This is a genomic window from Tardiphaga sp. 215_C5_N2_1 (assembly GCF_052076055.1).
Lineage (GTDB): Bacteria > Pseudomonadota > Alphaproteobacteria > Rhizobiales > Xanthobacteraceae > Tardiphaga > Tardiphaga robiniae.
In genome coordinates this window covers 4504334-4523537 of record NZ_CP197240.1, presented here as the reverse complement: position 1 = coordinate 4523537, position 19204 = coordinate 4504334, and the positions used below count along the sequence as shown (strand labels likewise).

Genomic DNA, 19204 nt, shown 5'->3' with positions numbered 1-19204 from the left:
GAGAGTATTCTGAAATCGTTCGGAGCTAGGCGGCTCAGCCCGAAATGAGGGCGAGTGCACCGGCCAGCGCGAGAGCCGCGGCGAGGCCAGCGGCTGCGAACATCCAACGGGTGGCGGTCTGAGCAGCAGCATCTTGCTGGATGGCAACCGCCCTTGCGGCGGCACGTGCATTCCGGGCCATTGTCGTCGTCCCTCTGTTTCTCTGGTCCGGATCACATAGGCATCCGGGGCGCGTCGGACCAGTCTGAAGCCATGCGCTAAACAGAGTGTTGAGCCGCGTTAATCGTTGCCATCGGAGCATTCCTCTGCCATAAGCGCAACCTTCGTCGCCCGGCTGATTAAGGGCTGCCGTGTCGACGACTGTGCTGACTTTCCGCAAACGGCGGTTAGTTGAGCATTTTCAACGCTCTAACGAGCATTTTAGCCGACGCAACGCCTTTCGGGGCGCTTTCTGCGTGGCCATAGGAGAGCCAAATGCCCAAGCTGAAGACCAAGTCGGGCGCTAAAAAGCGCTTTAAAGTCACCGGAACGGGTAAGGTCATGGCCGCCCATGCCGGTAAACGCCACGGTATGATCAAGCGGACGAAGAAGCAGATTCGTCAGCTCCGCGGCACCCGCGTGCTGTTCAAGACCGACGGCGACAACATCAAGCAGTACTTTCTGCCAAACGCCTGATCGCCCTTACGCCGCTTCATTGCGGCGGATATCACCCCTTTTGTTATTTCAGATGAAGGAGATCAGTCATGGCTCGCGTAAAACGCGGTGTGACGGCTCACGCCAAGCATAAGAAAGTCTACAAGGCCGCCAAGGGTTTCCGCGGTCGCCGCAAGAACACCATTCGCGCCGCAAAGGCCGCCGTCGACAAGGCCGGCCAATATGCGTTCCGCGATCGCAAGCGCAAGAAGCGTACGTTCCGCGCGCTCTGGATCCAGCGTCTCAACGCTGCCGTCCGTCCGCTCGGCATGACCTACAGCGTGTTTATCAACGGTCTCGCCAAGTCCGGCGTGACGGTCGACCGCAAGGTGCTCTCGGATCTCGCGATCAACGAGCCGGCGGCGTTCAACGCGATTGCTGAGAAGGCCAAAGCTGCACTCGCAGCCTAAGCCAGCAAAGGCCGCACTGGCGGCCTGAGCTCTCCACACCGCGTATTCATCGACATTGTCATGGCCGGGCAGAAGCGTTCACGCGCTCCTGTCCCGGCCATTGACGTCTTAATCCCTGTGATACCCGTGCTGTAGAAGCTGGTGCCCGGCCTTCCGTCGGACGCGCAGACAGCAAGAGGCGCCCGCCTCTCTCATCGAGGTTGCTGATGTCCGATCTGACGACGCTCCAACAGACTATTCTGGCCGATATTGCCAATGCCTCCGACGAAGCCGCCCTGGAAGCCGTGCGCGTCGGCGCGCTCGGCAAGAAGGGTTCGATCTCCGCGCTGTTGTCGACTCTCGGCAAGATGACGCCAGAAGAACGCAAGACCGAGGGCGCGGCCATCAACCTGGCCAAGGACACCGTCACGCAAGCGCTGACCGCGCGCCGCGATGTGTTGAAATCCGCAGCCCTCGATGCACGTCTCGCTTCCGAGACCATCGACGTGACGCTGCCGCTGCGCGATGGCCCCGCTGAACTCGGCCGCATTCATCCGCTCAGCCAGACCTGGGACGAATTGACGACGATCTTCGCCGATATGGGCTTCGCCGTTGCCGAAGGTCCGGATATCGAGACTGACGACTACAACTTCACCAAGCTCAACTTCCCCGAGGGCCATCCGGCCCGCGAGATGCATGACACCTTCTACTTCAATCCGAAGGAAGACGGCTCGCGCCTGCTGCTGCGCACCCACACATCACCGGTGCAGGTCCGCACCATGTTGAGCCAGCAGCCACCGATCCGCGTGATCTGCCCGGGCCGCACCTATCGCAGCGATAGCGATCAGACCCACACACCGATGTTCCATCAGGTCGAAGGCCTGGTCATCGACAAGGGTTCGCATCTCGGCCACCTCAAATGGATCCTGCACGAATTCTGCAAGGCTTTCTTCGAGGTCGACAACGTCAATATGCGCTTCCGTCCGTCGTTCTTCCCATTCACGGAGCCGTCGCTGGAAGTCGATATCCAGTGTCGCCGCGACAAGAACGAGATCCGCTTCGGCGAAGGCGAAGACTGGCTCGAGATTCTCGGCTGCGGCATGGTGCATCCGAATGTGCTGCGCGCCTGCGGCATCGATCCCGACGTGTATCAGGGTTTCGCCTGGGGCATGGGCATCGATCGTATCGCGATGCTGAAATACGGTATGGCCGACCTGCGTCAGCTGTTCGAAGGCGACGTGCGCTGGCTCAATCACTACGGCTTCAAGCCGCTTGAAGTACCGACGCTGGCCGGAGGACTGAGCACGTGAAATTCTCCCTCTCCTGGCTGAAGGATCATCTCGACACTGACGAGTCGCTCGAGACGCTGACCGACAAGCTCACCATGATCGGGCTCGAGGTCGAACATATCGACGATAAGGCGAAGCTGCTGAAGCCGTTCACGATCGCCGAGATCGTCACAGCCGTGCAACATCCCAATGCAGATCGGTTGCGCGTCTGCACCGTGAATGCCGGCGATGACAAGCTGCTGCAGATCGTCTGCGGGGCGCCGAATGCGCGCGCGGGACTGAAGACCGTCCTCGCCAGGCCTGGTACTTTTATCCCGGGTAAGGATTTCACCATCGGCCTCGGCAATATCCGCGGCGTCGAAAGCCAGGGCATGTTGTGCTCGGCCGGCGAACTCGGACTCCCCGACGCGATCGACGGCATCATCGAACTGCCCGCCGATGCGCCCGTCGGCGCAATCTATCCCGACTGGGCCAAACTCGGCGATCCCGTCATAGAAATCAACCTGACGCCCAATCGTCAGGACTGCACCGGCGTGTCGGGCATCGCCAGGGATCTCGCCGCGGCCGACATGGGCGTGTTCAAGAATCCCGGCATCAAGCCGATCAAGGGCGAATTCCCCTGCCCGGTGAAAGTCACCGTCGAAGACGCCAAGCTGTGCCCCGGCTTCGCACTGCGTCTCGTGCGCGGTGTCAAGAACGGCCCATCGCCGGAGTGGCTGCAGAAGAAGCTGACCTCCATCGGCCTGCGCCCGATCAATGCGCTGGTCGACATCACCAACTTCCTGACCTTCGACCGCGCCCGTCCGCTGCATGTGTTCGACGCCGCCAAGGTGAAGGGCGATATCGTTGTCCGCCGCGCACGTGACGGCGAGACGCTGCTCGCGCTCGACGGCAAGACCTACACGCTCGACAGCAAGGCCTGCGTCATCGCCGACGACAATGGTGTCGAGTCGCTCGCCGGCATTATGGGCGGCGAAGCGTCGGGCTGTTCGGAAGACACCACCGATGTACTGATCGAATCCGCGCTGTGGAACGAGATCAATATCGCGCAGACCGGCCGCAGGCTCGGGATCAATTCCGACGCGCGTTATCGGTTCGAGCGCGGCGTCGATCCGGTCTTCATGGTGCCCGGTCTCGAACTGGCAACCAAGCTGGTGATGGAACTGTGCGGCGGCGCACCGTCGGAGAGCATCGTCGTTGGCAAGCCCTACGGCGACGACCGTATCATCGACTTCCCGATTGCCGAGGTGAAGCGCCTCGCCGCCATCGACGTGCCATTCCCGGAGATGCGACGCATCCTGACGCATCTCGGCTTCATGGTGGCCGGCAGCGGCCCCGTGGTGAAGGTCGCAGTGCCGTCATGGCGTAGCGACGTGACCGGCAAGGCTGACATCGTCGAAGAAGTCATGCGCATCTTCGGCGTCGACAAGGTGCCGATGACGCCGTTCCCGCGCGGCGATGCCCCGCGCAAGCCGGTACTGACGCAGATCCAGCAGCGCACCCGCCGCGCCAAACGTGGACTGGCCGCGCGCGGCCTCGTCGAGGCCGTGACATGGTCGTTCATCTCGAAGCCGCATGCCGAGGTGTTCGGCGGCGGCGCGCCGGAACTGGCGCTGGCCAACCCGATCGCCTCCGACCTCTCCGACATGCGGCCGAGCCTGTTGCCCGGACTGATCGCAGCCGCTCAAGCCAATGCGCATCGCGGTTCGTCCGACCTAGCGCTGTTCGAAGTCGGCCAGATCTTCCGCGGCGATCGCCCGCAAGATCAGTTCATGGCTGCATCCGGCGTGCGGCGTGGCCTCGCCTCGTCGGCTGGCAGCGGCCGTCATTGGTCAGGCGCCAGCGCTGCGAACGCACTCGACGCCAAGGCCGATGCCTTTGCAGTTCTCGCAGCCGCAGGTGCACCGATGCAGGCGCTGCAGATCGTCGCCGGTGGCGCGAACTGGCTGCATCCCGGCCGTTCGGGTACGATCCAGATCGGACCGCAGAACGTCCTCGGTCATTTCGGCGAATTGCACCCGCGCACGCTCGAAGCACTCGGTGCCGACGGCCCGTTGATGGCGTTCGAAGTGATCCTCGATCGCATTCCCGACGCCAAGCAGAAGGCGACCCGCGCCAAACCGACTTTGGAGCTCTCGGCGTTCCAGCCTGTGTCACGCGACTTCGCCTTCATCGTCGATCGCAAGGTCAGGTCCGGTGACATCCTCCGTGCGGCAGCCGGCGTGGACAAGAAGCTGGTCACCGATGTGACGGTGTTCGACGTCTATGAAGGCAAGGGCATCGACGACGACAAGAAGTCGGTGGCAATTGCGGTCACGATCCAGCCGCGCGAGAAGACGCTGACTGATCAGGAAATCGATGCGGTGGCAGCGAAGATCGTGGCGGAAGTAACGAAGAAGACGGGCGGCACGTTACGCGCATGATGGAATCACTCGGCCTGGTCCAGTATTCGACCACGTCGCTCGTTTTTATCACCGTCACCGCCTTCATCGCCGGACTGGCCCGCGGGTTTTCGGGCTTCGGTTCGGCGCTGATCTTCATGCCGCTCGCCTCAAGCGTGGCGGGCGCGCAGGTCGCGTCGCCCTTGCTGCTGCTGATCGACTTCTCGACCACGCTGACGCTGATCCCGAACGCCGCAAGACGAGCCGACAGGCGCGACGTCAGCATCATTTCGCTGGGCGCACTTATTGGCGTGCCACTTGGCACGATGGCCTTGGCCTGGGCCGATCCGCTGACCGTTCGCTGGGGCATCGTCGCACTGATCGTCACGATGCTGACGCTACTGATCTCCGGCTGGCGCTATCCCGGTAAGCCGACCGTTCCGGTGACGGTCAGCGTCGGCGGCGTCGCCGGCTTTTTCGGTGGCTTGGCGCAACTCGGCGGCCCGCCGATAGTGATGTATTGGCTGCGAGACGCGGCAGTCGCTGCCGTCACCCGCGCAAATATCATCCTGTATTTCGCGGTCGCAGACGTCTTGATCATCATCAGCTATACGATCGGCGGATTGTGGAGCACGGCCATCCTTGGGCTCGCGGTAGTCACCGGCCCCCTGTTCGGCCTCGGCCTGTGGATTGGCTCGAAACTGTTCGGCAAGGCTAGCGACGAGCTGTTCCGCAAGATCTGCTACGCCCTAATAGCCGTCTCGGCGCTGATCAGCCTGCCGCTGTTCGACGGCATATTTCACTGACGCTTGCGTGACTTGCGGCGCCAGCCGCCGCGGCGCTAGGGTCTCTTCAATTCAAGAACAACGGGAGAAGACCATGATCGATCGCCGCGACATGCTGAAGTTTGCCGCTGCCGGCGCCATGGTCCTCGCGGCGCGCCCCGCGCTGGCGCAGACGCCAGCAAAACCGCGCACCAGGATCATATTTCTCGGCACCAAGGGCGGCCCACGCGTCGGCGTCGGTGCGTCCAATCCCGCCAACCTCGTTGTCGTCAACGACACGCCATTCGTGATCGATTGCGGCATGGGCGTCAGCCGGCAACTGGTCAATGCCGGCGTGCCGCTTCCCTCGGTGAAGTATATCTTCATCAGCCACCACCATTCCGATCACAATCTGGAATACGGCAACTTGTTCTACAATGCTTGGGCCGCAGGCCTCTCGACGCCGATCCACTCGTTTGGTCCCAAGGACATCGAGGCAATGACCCGGACTTACTGGGAGTTGAACAAATTCGACGTTGATACCCGCATCGAAGATGAAGGCCGCCCCGATCCGCGGCCGTTGCTCGTTGCCAAGGATATCACCGATGATGGCGTGGTGCTGCAGACCGCCGACGTCAAGGTGACAGCGTTTCGCACTCCGCATCCGCCGATCGTCGACAGCTTCGCCTACAAATTCGAGACGCCCGACGGCGTCATCGTGTTCTCCAGCGACACCGCCTACAACCCGAGGCTAGCAGAGTTCGCCAAGGGAGCGGACGTGCTGGTGCATGAGGCACTTTACGTGCCCGCTGTTGACCGGCTGGTGATCAAGACGAAGAACGGCGCGACGCTGAAAAAACATTTGATGGAAAGCCATACCACCACCGAGGATGTCGGCCGCATCGCCGCCGCGGCTGGCGTGAAGGTGCTGGTGCTCAGCCACTTCGTGCCGGGCGACGATCCCGAAGTCACCGACGAGGACTGGATCTCGGGCGTGCGAAAGAATTTTTCCGGCAAGATCATCGTGGCCAAAGATCTGATGCAGCTGGCGCTACCGGTGTAGCGCCAATAGCAGCCTCACGTCGCGGCTACTCCAACCCCGCTCCGCTCGACCGCTGCCGCCGCTGCTTCGTCCGCACCGGCTTGTCTGGTTCCGGCTCTTTCATTGCGCCGATCTTCTTGAGCGCCGCCTCTGCTGCGCGCTCGCCGCTTTCCCATGCGCCATCGACCGTGCCCCACAATGTTTCGTGCGTGGCTTCGCCGGCGAGGAACAGATTGCCCATAGGCTCAGCCAATACGCGGCGCGAGGCCTGGCCACCCGGTGCGGCCCCCGACATGGCTCCGAGCACGAATGGCATCGTATCCCAGCGCGTCGTTGCAGAACGCTTGATCGCCGGTTTGATATCGGAGCCGAACAGCTTCGTCAGCCATTCAACGGCGAAAGCCACCATCGCGGCCTCGCCCTGAGTTGCAAGGTCGCGGCCGAATGCGCCCGCGACATCGACGGTACACAGCGATGACCCGCCAATATTCGCAAACAGCGCACCGGTACGTGTGCTCGTGCTTTGCTCGACCATCAGCTCGTCGCGACCCAGCCCGAGCGGATTGCCCGTAAACTGTAACGCGATACGGTCATAGCTACCGAGGCTGAGTTTTGCCGCCGCGTCGAGCTGCCGCTTTGGCAGTTCCGGCGTGAACTTGATCACCCCCGACGACAGCACGTTGCTCGACGCGGTGATGATCACCGCCCGCGCCGCAATGCGCCCCGACGCCGTCTCAACGCCAATGTCGCGTCCGCTCCAGGTCACGCGCGTCGCAGGCGTCGACAGCGCCACCGGGACGGCCTCGCCGAGTTTGCCCATCAACGCGCCGAGTCCCTGGCGCGTGGCAACATCGATGGCGCGATCCTGCGCGCGCGAGAGATCCAGCGTCGAGAGATCCTTGAGGTCCTTGCCGGTCGCATAGGCCCCGAGCACGAAATCGATCGTGCCCCCCCAATCCCCAAGGTCCTTCGGCAGCGCCGCGGCGCAGGAGATGTCGGCACGGCGCGCTGCTTCGTCGATGGCGCGATTGGCGCGCACGACCGCGGCGAGCAATTCCTCGGTCTCGCCGGCGCGGGCATTGCGACGGCCGATGCGCAGCTTCTGACTCGGTGGCGATGGTGCGACATCGATTCCCACCGGCCGGGCAAGCTTCACAACTGCGTTGGTTTCCGGCGTGTGCAGCCAGCGCGCGCCGCGATCGAACGGGGCGTCGAAACTTGTCGCGTCTGTCATGCACCGTCCGCCAATCCGGCTGGAGGCCTCGACCACGATCACCTTGCGATTGGCCGCCTGGATGCGACGCGCCGCAGCGATGCCCGCAGCGCCCGCGCCAATCACGACAATGTCAGCATCCCGCGGCAGCGACGCGGCCAATGTCCTTGCGCCGAACAGCGGCACAAGTGTCAATGCTGCGGACGCCGACAGGAAATCTCGGCGTGAAATCGTCATGACATGGTTTCCGAAATTTTATGATGCATGAGAACGTCTCGCGAACCTTGCCGTATTCGAGGGTGTGCGGCAACCGTCGTGGTGAATGAATTGTCACCAGCGCCGCGCGGGCATGAACCAAATTGCAATGGCTCTCGACCATGATGGAGCCAGGGAAAGCGGTCGACATGAACCGCGCTGGGGGAGTCACGATCATGGGCCTCATGCTCGATACGGTCGGGAAACTGATCGCGAAATATCTGCAGAAGGAGCTGCCCGGCTACGAGCCTTTCACGCCGAGCGACCCCGAACGCCTGCGCGGTATCATCGAGGAAGGTGACGTGCTGCTGGTCGAAGGCAACAACCGCGTCTCCGGCATCATCAAATATCTCACGCAATCGACCTGGTCGCATGCCGCGCTCTATGTCGGCCCAATCGATGGTGCTGCAGAGCCGAACGGCGAGCCGCATGTGCTGATCGAGGCCAATATCGGCGAAGGTGTCACCTCGGCACCGCTGTCGAAATATTATCCGTTCCACACCCGCCTGTGCCGCCCGGTCGGTCTGTCCTACGAGGACCGCACCACTGTGTGTCGCTACGCCATCAACCGGATTGGCTTTGGTTACGACACCAAGAACATTCTCGACCTGATGCGCTTCCTGATCCCGCTGCCAATACCGCAGCGCTGGCGGCGGCGCATGATCGCTTTCGGCTCCGGCGATCCCACCAAGATCATTTGCTCGGCATTGATCGCGCAGGCTTTCGATGCCGTGCGCTATCCGATTCTGCCGAAAATCACCCGCGCCGGTAGCCGCCAGGCCCGTCGCGAAATTCTGCACATCCGCGATTCATCGCTGTATATGCCCAGGGATTTCGATATCTCGCCCTATTTCGAAGTGGTGAAGCCGACCATTGAACTCGGATTCGACTACACGGCATTGCATTGGGCCGACAAACAAAAGCCGCTCCGGGAGGTGGCGGGCACTTTCGATCCATTTCCGGACGTCTTCGGCACGCCGACGCTCATTCCTGAGACGACTGACACGGAAGCGGAAGTGGCTGACGAAGACGTGAGCAGGCCTCCGATCAGGCTTATCGCCTGATCGGCCACTTCAAGACTTGACCGCGCCCGCTGTGAGTCCGCCGACCATGTAGCGCCGGAAGGCGTAATACACTGCGGCTGGTGGTAGCGCGTATATAAAGCCCGTGGTCATCAGCAATTCCCAGGGCGAGTCATCAGCGGCCAGGAAGTTGCCGAGCGCGACGGGTAGCGTGATCTCGGTATCCTTGGACAGCAGCAGGAAGGCGTAGAGATATTCGTTCCAGGCGAGCAGCAGCGCATAGGTGCCGATCGCGACCAGCGACGGCAACATCAGCGGCACATAGACCATGCGAAACAGTTGCAGCGGCGTCGCGCCATCCATGATGGCGGCCTCATCCAGCTCGAGCGGCAGCTTGTCGGACGCCTGCTTGAGCACCCAGATCGCATAGGGCGAAGCAATGGTCACCATCGCCAGGATCAGCGACCAGTGATTGTTGAGCAGGCCGTAATTGCCCATGGTGCGATACATTGGCACAGCGAGGAATGCGGCGGGAATGAAATAGGTGAACAGCGCCATGTTCATCACCGTTCGGCCGCCGCGGACGCGCAGGCGACTGATCGCAAAGGCCGCCGATGTCGCAATCACCAGCGTCAGCGCACCGACCGCCACCGCGATGACGACGGAATTGAAGAACTGCGCCCAGAAATCGCGCAAGAAATAGTGCTGCTGATTGAACACGATCCTGAAGTTGTTCAGCGTCGGATGGTCGGGCCACAGCTTGCCCGCGAACGCATCCTGCTTCGGCGAGATCGCGAACAGGAACATGTGGTAGATGGGAATCAGCGTCCAGATCAGCACGGGAATGCCAATCAACAACAGTCGCGCTTCGGTGCCGACCTCTCGTAGCGTTGGCACTCTCATCGGGTGAACCTCTTCATCGAGAGAGCCGTTTCATCATGAAATAGACCAGCGGCAGCACAAGCGGCATCGCGCAAACGATGGATGCCATCGACATGTCGAGCTGATCGAGGCGGAGATAGCGAATCCCCAATGTGGACAGAACATGAGTGAGATCCGCTGGCCCGCCTCCCGTCAACAGATAGACGCTGTTGAAGTCGCCGAGCGTCCAGATCATCGAAAGCAGCGTGCAGGTGAGATACAGCGTCTGCATCGATGGCCAGGTGATGAAGCGGAATTTCTGCCACCAGCTGGCGCCGTCCACATCGGCGGCCTCGAACATGTCCGTCGAGATTGCCAGACGTCCTGTCATCAGGATCAGCGTCCAGAACGGCAGCGACTTCCAGATGTGGACCATGATCGCCAGCGTCAGGCCGATAGCGGGATCGTTCAGCCAGTTGGGCCCATCCTCGCCAGTAAACTTGAAGATCAGATTATTGATCACGCCCCATTCGGGATTGAACATGAAGCGCACCGACAGGATGGTCGGGATCGACGGCACCGCCCAAGGCAGGATGAACAGCACCGACAGCCAACGTATCCAGGTGCGCGACTGCACGAAGAATCCGGACAGAAACAGAGCGATCAGCATCTTCACATTGATGCCGATAATCAGGAAGATCAGCGTGTTGACGACGGCGCGCGCGAATACCGGATCGTTATAGAGCGCGACGTAACTCGCCGGGTGCCGCGCCAGCCACAAGCCATAACCGATCGGATAGACCACGAAGGCGGTGAACACGAGCAGATAGGGCGCGATCATCACGACGCCCCAGACCTGCGGCGTCGTCAGGCGGGCCGACCATGGCCGGCGTGGCAGCGTATCGGCGGGAGCGGGATAGGTGATCGTGGCCATGCTGTACACCATTGCAAAAGCCGGCCGCGAGGGGCGGCCGGCTTTGTCTCGGACTAACCCGCGATTTCCTTGATGCGGGCGATCAACTCATCGACGGCCTTCTCGACCGGCACCTTCTCGCTGACCACGCGGTTCATCGCCTTGGCCCAGACGTTCTCGTTATTGAGGATCGTGAACTTGTAGTTCTTCACGAAATCGAACGACGAGGTGCCACCCGTGAACTGGGTATAGACTGCCTTGCGATGCTTGTCGGCCTGCCAGAACGGGCTTGCCTGTCCAGCCTTGGTTACCGGGAACCAACGACCGAGCGCGCCCTCGACATAGGGGCCAAGGTTTTCTTCTTCCATCAGGAACTTGACGAATTCCTTGGCGCCCGCCTTGTTCTTCGACTGCGAGAAGATCATCCCCGTCTTCACGTCGGAGCGATACTTGATCGGCGTGCCGTCCGGCTTCAGCGGGAACGATGCCGTGACGATGGTTTCCTCATAGGCCTTCTTGCCGGCCGCGCGCTGCTCCGGCGTCAGCGTCTGGTTTTGCGAATCCTCGAACCACTTCGCCGCGATCGAAATCGTGAAGTTGTGGGTCATGATGATGCTCTTGTTGTGGAAGGCGACATTGTTGTCGGGGTCCTTCCACGTTGTCGAGGATGGCGGCGTGCAGCCCTTGATATAGGTGTCGGTATAGTCCCTGAGCGCACCGATCAGGCCTTCTTTGACCTTGGGGTCGTCCACCAGAAGCTTGCCATCGTCGTCCACCAGCTTGACGTTATAGGCATCCATGAAGGTGTAGAACGATTGCAGCGAGTCCGTGGACTCCACGCCCATCGGCTGGCCGACACCATAGGCACGGCTGCCTGACGCCTTGCGATAGGCCGGCTGGACCTTGTCGCACCAGAACGACCAATAACCCTTCCAGTCCTTGGGAATATCGCTGACCTTGAAGCCGGCCTGCTCGAGCAGATCGCTCCAGATCTCCACATGCATCGACTGCTGCTTCAGCGGAAAGCCGTAATACGCCTTCTTCTTGGTCTGGCCGTTCATCAGATAGGCCGTCTCGACCGTATTCGGCGCGAATTTATCCATCATTGGCTTTAGGATGTCGGTGATATCTTCCAGCTTGCCTTCGAAGGCCCATTTGCCGGATGCCTGCACATCGTAGGTGTCGGCATAGGCGACATCCGGCGGCGTGCCGGAATCCAGCGCGGCCACGGTCTTCGGGATCATGTCCTGAATGGCATATTGCGAGAGTTCGACCTTGATCTTGGTTTTGTCTTCGAACTTCTTGATCGCCGCCAGCAGCGATTCATCTTCGGATTTATAAAATCCCTTGCTGAACCAAACGGTGATGCTTTGCTGCGCGAAGGCGGGCGCTGCGGTCAGAAACAAGCCGGAAGCGGCAGTGGCGAAAACAAGCGCACGGGTACCCTTGGTGATCAAGACGTCGTCCTCCCTGATGATTGTTTTTCTTGAGACTACCTCTTTCTATTTATCCGTCCAGTGAAGAAGTCGATGCTGCGCTGCACTTGTCTGACAACTTCGCAAGGGTTACGTCTTCGTGATTGCAAGGAGAAAATCGGATGCTTGTCGCTGCCGCCAAGGCGCTATCGCAAATTCTTTCACCACCGATGCGCAGCATTCTGTGGAAGTCGATCGGACTTGCCTTGGTTTTAATCACCGTCTTGGCGGTCGGCATGCAGCGGCTGTTGAACTGGGCTGCCACTTCGGGCGGCGTCTGGGCCGAAAGCACGATCGGGTCGGACTACCACACGATGATCAATGTGCTGTCCTGGATCTTGTCGATTGCCGCCGGTCTCGGCGTCGTCGCCGGCGCAATCTTTCTGATGCCGGCGATTACATCACTGGTCGCCAGCGTGTTCGTCGATGATGTTGCCGATATCGTCGAGCGCGAGCACTATCCCGCCGAGCGGGTCGGCGTCGCATTGCCGTTCGGGCTCGCCATCACCGAAGGCGGCAAGACCGCGCTGCTGACCATCGCGGTCTATCTGGTCGCGCTGCCCTTCGTGTTCTTCGCCGGCATTGGTTTCGTTGTCTTCTTCATCGCCACAGCCTGGCTGCTCGGCCGCGAATATTTCGAGCTGGCCGCCATGCGGTTCCGCTCGCCGGCGGACGCCAAGGTGATGCGCAAGCAGCATGCGGCGACGGTGTTCACCGCCGGGCTATTCATCGCAGCCTTCGTCTCGATCCCGATCGTCAACCTGGCCACACCGCTGTTTGGCATGGCCTTCATGGTCCATATGCACAAGCGATTGAGCGGACCACGACCGGAGCTGATCGAGCCGGGTCGCGTGACGAAGATGCCGGTCGCTTAGACCACCGTCTTCTCCGGCCACTGGCACAGATCGTTGATCAGACACACCTCGCAGCGCGGCTTGCGCGCGAGACACGTATAGCGGCCGTGCAGGATCAGCCAATGATGAGCATGCAGCATGAACTCATGCGGGATCACGCGCTCTAATTCGAGTTCGACGTCCAGTACGTTCTTGCCCGGCGCCATATTGGTGCGATTGCCGACGCGGAAGACATGGGTGTCCACAGCCATCGTGTGCTCGCCAAACGCCATATTGAGCACGACATTGGCGGTCTTGCGCCCCGCCCCTGGCAGTGACTCGATTTCGGCGCGGGTGCGCGGCACGACGCCGCCGAATTCGCGGATCAGCTTTTCCGACAGCGCGATAACGTTCTTCGCCTTGGTGCGATAGAGGCCGATGGTCTTGATATATTCCCGCACCGTCTCTTCGCCGAGATCAATCATTTTCTGCGGCGTATCGGCGATGGGAAACAGCGCGCGCGTCGCCTTGTTGACTCCGGCGTCAGTCGCCTGCGCGGACAACACCACTGCAACCAGCAATGTGTAGGGATTGAGATGTTCGAGCTCGCCTTTGGGCTCGGGATTAGCCTTGCGGAAGCGCGAGAAAGCTTCATGGACCTGGGCTTTGGTCCAAGGCCTCAACTTGATGGGTTTCAGCTTGGCTATCTTATTCGCTGGTGCCTTGACCGCTCTCGCTACGACCTTCTTTGCAGGACTGGATTTCGTGCTGGCGGGCAGCTTGCGGGTGATTTTCGGCATCAAAGGGATATACTGAGGGACCATGACATCAGGCAACGACTTTGACGTCCCGCCGGAACCGATGCTGTTCAGCGCGCTACTGCGTCCGCATCACGCGCTGGGTCGCAAGGGCTTCCTCATGCTCATGGGTTTCATCAGCATGGTCTCGTTCGGCGCGGGTATGGCCTTCCTGCTGATGGGCGCCTGGCCGGTGCTCGGCTTTTTCGGCCTCGACCTGCTGGCGATCTATATCGCCTTCAAGATCTACGACAGACGCGCCAGGGCCACCGAAGAGATCACGGTCACGCCGTCGGAAATCCGTGTGCGCCGGGTCAGCCCATCAGGCGACGTCGTGGAATGGGCATTCAATCCGCTCTGGGTGCAGATCGATCAGGTGTGCCACGCCGAATTCGGCATCGAGCAGCTTTTTCTGGTGTCGCGCGGCCGTCGGGTGTCGATCGCACGGTTCCTCGGTGCGGAGGAAAAGTCAAGCTTTATCAAAGCCTTGATGGAAGCGCTCCAGGCCGCCAAACGCGGCCCGACCTATAATCCGGTGAACTGATGATCCATCGGGAAACGGGTGGTTTGCGCGTCGGGGCAGGCCTACATCGATATCATGATGAATCTTGCCAGAGACCTAGCGATGACTGAGCATCGCCCGATCAAGCCGGGCCAGCGCGACGCGGCCCTGCGCGATTACGATTCCGTACGCCGTGCCATCGGCTTCATGCACTCACAGTGGCGGGGCCAGCCGAACATCGAGGCCGTGGCGGACGCCGCGAGCGTGACACCAGACGAGTTACACCACCTGTTCCGCCGCTGGGCCGGACTGACACCGAAAGCGTTCATGCAGGCGCTGACGCTCGACCACGCCAAGCACCTGCTGCGCGATTCCGCCAGCGTCCTCGACGCCGCGCTCGACTCAGGCCTTTCCGGCCCCGGCCGGCTGCACGATCTCTTCGTAACCCATGAAGCGATGTCACCCGGAGAATGGAAAACCGGCGGCGCCGGCATGGGGTTGCGCTACGGCTTCCATCCCTCACCGTTCGGAACCGCCATCGTGATCGCCAGCGACCGCGGCCTTGCGGGTCTCGCTTTCTCCGATCCCGGCGACGAACAGCGCGCTTTCGCCGACATGAGCCGGCGCTGGCCGGCGGCCACATTAATTGAGGACACTCCCGGCACGGCCGGACTGGCGCAGCGCATCTTCGACAGCAAGCTGTGGCGCCCGGACCAGCCGTTGCGCGTGGTGCTGATCGGGACGGATTTCGAAGTCCGCGTCTGGGAAACGCTGCTGAAGATCCCGATGGGTCGTGCGGTCAGCTATTCGGATATCGCCTGCAAGATCGACAACCCGAAGGCCTCACGCGCCGTCGGCGCGGCCGTGGGCAAGAACCCGATTTCCTTCGTGGTGCCGTGCCACCGCGCGCTCGGCAAGTCCGGCGCGCTGACGGGTTATCATTGGGGTATTACACGGAAGCAGGCCATGATCGGCTGGGAAGCGGGACAGGTGGGAGCGAATTAACAGCAACGGGCCGCAGTTTCCTGCGACCCATTGGACTGAACGAACGACTAAGACGCTTCCTTCAGCACGGGCGCTGAGGATTCGTCGGTCTTCATTTCTTCGAGGCTGCGGTTCCGCGGCTCAATGCCGAACGCCCACACCGTGATGATCTGCAGCACCAGCAATCCGATCATCAGCGCCATTACGCCCGCAACGCCGCGCGCCTCGAACAGGGTAACCACCAAGAACGGCGTCACGATGGTTGCGCCGCGCCCCAGCGTGTTGACGATCCCCGACGCCCGCAAGCGCACTTCGGTGGGGAACAGTTCGGGGATATAGATGCCGAACAGCAGCGCAACCAGCACATAGATCGGGATCGTGAGCGCGAAACCGACCGCTGGCAGCAGAAGCGGATCGGAAATCATCGGATAGATGATGCCCAACACCACCGCGATCAGCGACGAACCGATGATGGTCGGCTTGCGGCCCCAACGGTCGGCCGTCAGCGCGCCGATGGCCGAGCCGACCGGAGCACCCAGCGCCATCAGCAGCGAGTAACTGAACGACGTGGCGACACTCAATCCCTGTTTGATGAAGAACACCGGCAGCCAGGTCACGAAGCCATACAGCAATGTGTTGATGGTGATCAGGCAGACCGAACCGACGATCATGCGCGACAACAGTGGGGGCGCGAATAGCGACGACAGCTGGCCGGACGCCTGCACGGTCGAGACCGTGGTCACCGGCGGCAGCGGCTTGCCTTGGGCGGCCTCACTCTCGATCTTCTGCATGAGCGCCTCTGCCTCCTCGCGGCGGCCGACGGCCTCGAGCCAGCGCGGCGACTCCGGCAGGTTCTTGCGCATGTACCAGACCACCAGCGCACCGATGCCGCCGAGTACGAACATGGCGCGCCATCCGAACATCGGCACCACGAACGAGGCCACCAGTAGCGCCACCGGCAGGCCACTGACGACGCAGACGGCCATCAGCCCCAGATACTTGCCCCGCGAACGCGCGGGAACGAACTCGGTCATCGTCGAGTAGCCGACCACGTTTTCGGCACCGAGTCCGAGGCCCATCACGAAGCGGCACAGGATCAGAATGGTCATGTTTGGTGCGAATGCCGCCGCAAGCGATGCCACGCCGAACAACAGCAGATTGAACTGGTAGGAGAACCGACGGCCGTAGCGATCGCCGAGAAAGCCGGTGCCGAACGAGCCGAGCATCATTCCGAAGAACGTCGCCGAAATGAACAGCGCATTCTCGGCGAGCGTCGAGAAGCCGCTCTTGAGCGTCACGCCGAGCACTGTTCCTGCGATGTAGATGTCAAAGCCATCGAAGAACATTCCAATCCCGATCAACGTCATGATGCGGTAGTGGAACGGTCCGATCGGCAGCCGGTCCAACCGGCCGCCCGCATTTACTGATGTCGGCATCGTCGTCTCTCCCTGTTTGTTTCCATATCGATTAGCGCCGTCCCTCTGTGGGGGATCTGTTGGCGATCGCTTTGCTCTAGTTCAGTCGCTTCTGCCCCGCCGTGTCGCGATACCAGTCGAACGGGCCATCGCCCGTCGCCACCATCACGCTCTTGGTGTTGAAGTGATCATCGAAGCTTTCGGTGCCGCATTCACGGCCGATGCCACTGTCGTCCACGCCGCCCCAGGGCGATGCGGGATCGAGGCGATGATGATCATTGATCCAGACGATCCCCGCCTTGACGCGGCCAGCGACGCGATGCGCGCGCGCGACATCACGGGTGCGAATGGCCGCTGCAAGCCCGAACGGGGAATCATTGGCCAGACGCAACGCATCGGCCTCGTCCTTGAACGGCGTGACAGAGGTGAACGGACCGAACACCTCTTCCTGGAAGATGCGCATGTCCGACCGAACATCCGCGAACACCGTGGGCTCCACGAAGAACCCGTTTTCGTGACCGGCTATCTTTGCCGCAACGCCACCAGCAACCAGCCGGGCGCCATCCTCGTGACCGAAACGCGCATAAGACAGCACGCGGTCACGCTGGCGCGCCGAGATCACCGGGCCGAGCTGCGTGTTGGGATCGAACGGATCGCCGATACGGATAGACTTCGTCTTGGCCTGCAGCTTCGCTACGAACTCGTCGTAGATCGAGGCCTGCACGATATGCCTGGAAGCGCAGACGCAAGTCTGGCCGGCACCGATGAAGGCACCGAAGGCAGCGTAGTTCACTGCCTGATCGACATCGAAATCGTCGAACACCATGACAGGCGTCTTGCCGCCGAGCTCCATGGTCTGATGCGCGAACACTTTCGCCGCGGACGATCCGGCGATGCGCCCGGCTTCGGTGCCGCCGGTCAGCACCAGCTTGTTGATGTCAGGGTGTTCGGACAACATCTTGCCGGCACTTGGGCCGTAGCCCAGCACGATATTGAACACACCCGGCGGCAGGCCGGCTTCGGTGAAGATCTGCGCAAGCTTCAGCGTGGTCAGGGGCGTGTATTCCGAGGGCTTCACGACCGTCACGCAGCCGGTGGCCAGTACAGCAGCCAGCGACTTGCACAGGATCATCAGCGGATGATTGAACGGCGTACAGTTCGCCACGATCCCGATCGGCGTGCGCAATGTGTAGTTGAGATACGCGCCTTCGACCGGGATGACCGAATCGCGCCGCGCCAGGGCAACGCCGGCGAAGTAGCGGAAGAAATCAGGAAGACGCGCAAGCTGCGCACGGGTCTCGTTGACAGGACGGCCGTTGTTCAACGTTTCCAGCCGATACAGCGTGTCTAGGTTGGCCTCGAACGCATCGGCGAGCTTATTGATCAGGCGCGCACGGGCACGTGTATCCATGCCACCCCAGGCGCGCCCTTCGAACGCCGCACGCGCGCTCTTCATGGCATGATCGATATCGGCTGCGGTCGAATTGGGAATTCGTGCGATGACGTCGCCCGTGGCCGGGTTGCGCACATCGATCATCTCGCCGTTGCCGGCCTCGACTTCGCGGCCGTCTACGAAGTTGCCGTGAATCTCGACATCGATGGAGCCGGTTTTTGCTGGAATGTTCATAGATCTCTCCCTTCGACGATGATCGCGTTACGCGCCAAGGCAGGCAGCACGCGCTTTTCTGTTTTCTCGATGTGGGCCTTGATGATGCGCGCCGCGCCGCGCTGGTCGCGGCGCTGCATGGCGTCGATCAGGCTGACGTGCTCACCCACGAGCTGCATGTGATCGCGGCCCTTGACGTTGGCGATGCTGACGCGCACTAGCCGGTCGGCCTGTTCGATCAGATCGCGCGCGGCCGACGCCATGCGCCGGTTGCCGGACGCCTGTGCCAGCGCGATGTGGAAGGCGCGGTTATAATCGATGAAATCTTCCGCCGAGCCGTCGAACGACCGGTACTGGTCCAATCCGCGCAGGATGTTGTCCGAGGCGTGCTCGATCGCTTCCGACACACAGGCCGGCTCGACCGCATAGCGAAACCGCAACAGGTCCCGGGCGTCCGAGATCGAGATCGGATTGACCCGATAACCCTGGCGCGGCTGCACCGTCACGAGATGCTCGCGCTCCAACCGCAGCAAAGCCTCACGTACGGGCTGGCGGCTGACCGCATAGCGCTCCGCAAGCTCCTGCTCCCGCATATCATCGCCTGGTAGAAAGCGACACATCAGGATATCAGACCTGAGGCTATTGTAGACATTATCTCGAAGAAGCACGGATATTTCCTCTGATTCTCCGACAAAGATGCATCTCGTGAAATATCACGTCAAGTCAGATTTGCACGATCGGGGACTTGCTTTTAGACTCCGGTCCGGGAC

19 protein-coding genes are annotated in these 19204 nt (G+C 61.4%); 10 read left to right on the top strand and 9 right to left on the bottom strand.

Features of this window, described 5'->3' with window-relative positions:
• Window positions 1–34: 34 nt before the first annotated feature.
• Entirely contained in the window at window positions 35–181 is a 147-nt protein-coding gene (locus AB7828_RS21535) for a hypothetical protein (protein ID WP_176454502.1), read from the bottom strand.
• 293 nt (window positions 182–474) lie between these two features.
• Between AB7828_RS21535 and rpmI the strand changes: the two genes are divergently transcribed.
• The 6 genes from rpmI to AB7828_RS21505 all read left to right on the top strand — a co-directional run bounded on the left by rpmI (window position 475) and on the right by AB7828_RS21505 (window position 6579).
• Complete coding sequence (gene rpmI / locus AB7828_RS21530) at window positions 475–675, top strand: 50S ribosomal protein L35 (protein WP_068730283.1); 201 nt, start codon at window positions 475–477, stop codon at window positions 673–675.
• Between the two features lie 68 nt (window positions 676–743).
• Window positions 744–1103: a 50S ribosomal protein L20 gene (gene rplT, locus AB7828_RS21525; RefSeq protein ID WP_068730282.1), complete on the top strand. Its 360-nt coding sequence runs from the start codon at window positions 744–746 to the stop codon at window positions 1101–1103.
• Between the two features lie 206 nt (window positions 1104–1309).
• A complete protein-coding gene (gene pheS, locus AB7828_RS21520) occupies window positions 1310–2392 on the top strand; it encodes a phenylalanine--tRNA ligase subunit alpha (RefSeq protein ID WP_089263024.1) in 1083 nt (360 codons plus the stop codon).
• Window positions 2389–4794 (top strand): phenylalanine--tRNA ligase subunit beta, encoded by a 2406-nt coding sequence (gene pheT / locus AB7828_RS21515; RefSeq protein WP_441231110.1) that lies wholly within the window; start codon window positions 2389–2391, stop codon window positions 4792–4794. The genes pheS and pheT overlap by 4 nt, the downstream gene beginning before the upstream one ends.
• The gene (locus tag AB7828_RS21510; RefSeq protein WP_244558212.1) at window positions 4791–5558 is read left to right on the top strand and encodes a sulfite exporter TauE/SafE family protein; all 768 of its coding nucleotides are present in this window, start codon (window positions 4791–4793) and stop codon (window positions 5556–5558) included. The genes pheT and AB7828_RS21510 overlap by 4 nt, the downstream gene beginning before the upstream one ends.
• Window positions 5559–5631: 73 nt before the next feature.
• Window positions 5632–6579: an MBL fold metallo-hydrolase gene (locus tag AB7828_RS21505; protein WP_441231109.1), complete on the top strand. Its 948-nt coding sequence runs from the start codon at window positions 5632–5634 to the stop codon at window positions 6577–6579.
• A gap of 25 nt (window positions 6580–6604) precedes the next feature.
• Here the strand turns inward: AB7828_RS21505 and AB7828_RS21500 are convergent, their stop codons facing one another.
• Window positions 6605–8008, bottom strand: a complete 1404-nt coding sequence (locus AB7828_RS21500; protein WP_441231108.1) for a flavin monoamine oxidase family protein — start codon at window positions 8006–8008, stop codon at window positions 6605–6607.
• Between the two features lie 194 nt (window positions 8009–8202).
• On the opposite strand from AB7828_RS21500, the gene AB7828_RS21495 reads away from it, so the two are divergent.
• Window positions 8203–9090, top strand: coding sequence for a YiiX/YebB-like N1pC/P60 family cysteine hydrolase (locus tag AB7828_RS21495; protein ID WP_441232290.1), 888 nt, complete (start codon window positions 8203–8205; stop codon window positions 9088–9090).
• Between the two features lie 9 nt (window positions 9091–9099).
• Here the strand turns inward: AB7828_RS21495 and AB7828_RS21490 are convergent, their stop codons facing one another.
• Genes AB7828_RS21490 through AB7828_RS21480 form a run of 3 tightly spaced genes read right to left on the bottom strand, consistent with a single transcriptional unit; the run spans window position 9100 to window position 12279 of the window.
• Window positions 9100–9951 (bottom strand): carbohydrate ABC transporter permease, encoded by an 852-nt coding sequence (locus AB7828_RS21490; protein ID WP_441231107.1) that lies wholly within the window; start codon window positions 9949–9951, stop codon window positions 9100–9102.
• A 13-nt stretch (window positions 9952–9964) separates the two neighbouring features.
• Entirely contained in the window at window positions 9965–10843 is an 879-nt protein-coding gene (locus AB7828_RS21485) for a carbohydrate ABC transporter permease (RefSeq protein WP_441231106.1), read from the bottom strand.
• A gap of 53 nt (window positions 10844–10896) precedes the next feature.
• Window positions 10897–12279, bottom strand: a complete 1383-nt coding sequence (locus AB7828_RS21480; protein ID WP_093757839.1) for an ABC transporter substrate-binding protein — start codon at window positions 12277–12279, stop codon at window positions 10897–10899.
• A gap of 140 nt (window positions 12280–12419) precedes the next feature.
• Between AB7828_RS21480 and AB7828_RS21475 the strand changes: the two genes are divergently transcribed.
• Window positions 12420–13172 (top strand): sulfate transporter family protein, encoded by a 753-nt coding sequence (locus AB7828_RS21475; RefSeq protein WP_441231105.1) that lies wholly within the window; start codon window positions 12420–12422, stop codon window positions 13170–13172.
• On the opposite strand, the gene nth is transcribed toward AB7828_RS21475, so the two are convergent.
• Complete coding sequence (nth, locus tag AB7828_RS21470; RefSeq protein ID WP_441231104.1) at window positions 13169–13930, bottom strand: endonuclease III; 762 nt, start codon at window positions 13928–13930, stop codon at window positions 13169–13171. The two genes, AB7828_RS21475 and nth, sit on opposite strands and share 4 nt — an antisense overlap.
• A 22-nt stretch (window positions 13931–13952) precedes the next feature.
• Between nth and AB7828_RS21465 the strand changes: the two genes are divergently transcribed.
• Entirely contained in the window at window positions 13953–14471 is a 519-nt protein-coding gene (locus tag AB7828_RS21465; protein WP_441231103.1) for a DUF2244 domain-containing protein, read from the top strand.
• A gap of 54 nt (window positions 14472–14525) precedes the next feature.
• Window positions 14526–15434 (top strand): methylated-DNA--[protein]-cysteine S-methyltransferase, encoded by a 909-nt coding sequence (locus tag AB7828_RS21460; RefSeq protein ID WP_441231102.1) that lies wholly within the window; start codon window positions 14526–14528, stop codon window positions 15432–15434.
• A 47-nt stretch (window positions 15435–15481) separates the two neighbouring features.
• Here the strand turns inward: AB7828_RS21460 and AB7828_RS21455 are convergent, their stop codons facing one another.
• The 3 genes from AB7828_RS21455 to AB7828_RS21445 all read right to left on the bottom strand — a co-directional run bounded on the left by AB7828_RS21455 (window position 15482) and on the right by AB7828_RS21445 (window position 19102).
• Window positions 15482–16849 (bottom strand): MFS transporter, encoded by a 1368-nt coding sequence (locus AB7828_RS21455; protein WP_441231101.1) that lies wholly within the window; start codon window positions 16847–16849, stop codon window positions 15482–15484.
• 76 nt (window positions 16850–16925) lie between these two features.
• Entirely contained in the window at window positions 16926–18455 is a 1530-nt protein-coding gene (locus AB7828_RS21450; protein WP_441231100.1) for an aldehyde dehydrogenase, read from the bottom strand.
• Window positions 18452–19102, bottom strand: coding sequence for a GntR family transcriptional regulator (locus AB7828_RS21445; protein WP_320446131.1), 651 nt, complete (start codon window positions 19100–19102; stop codon window positions 18452–18454). The genes AB7828_RS21450 and AB7828_RS21445 overlap by 4 nt, the downstream gene beginning before the upstream one ends.
• Window positions 19103–19204 lie beyond the last annotated feature (102 nt).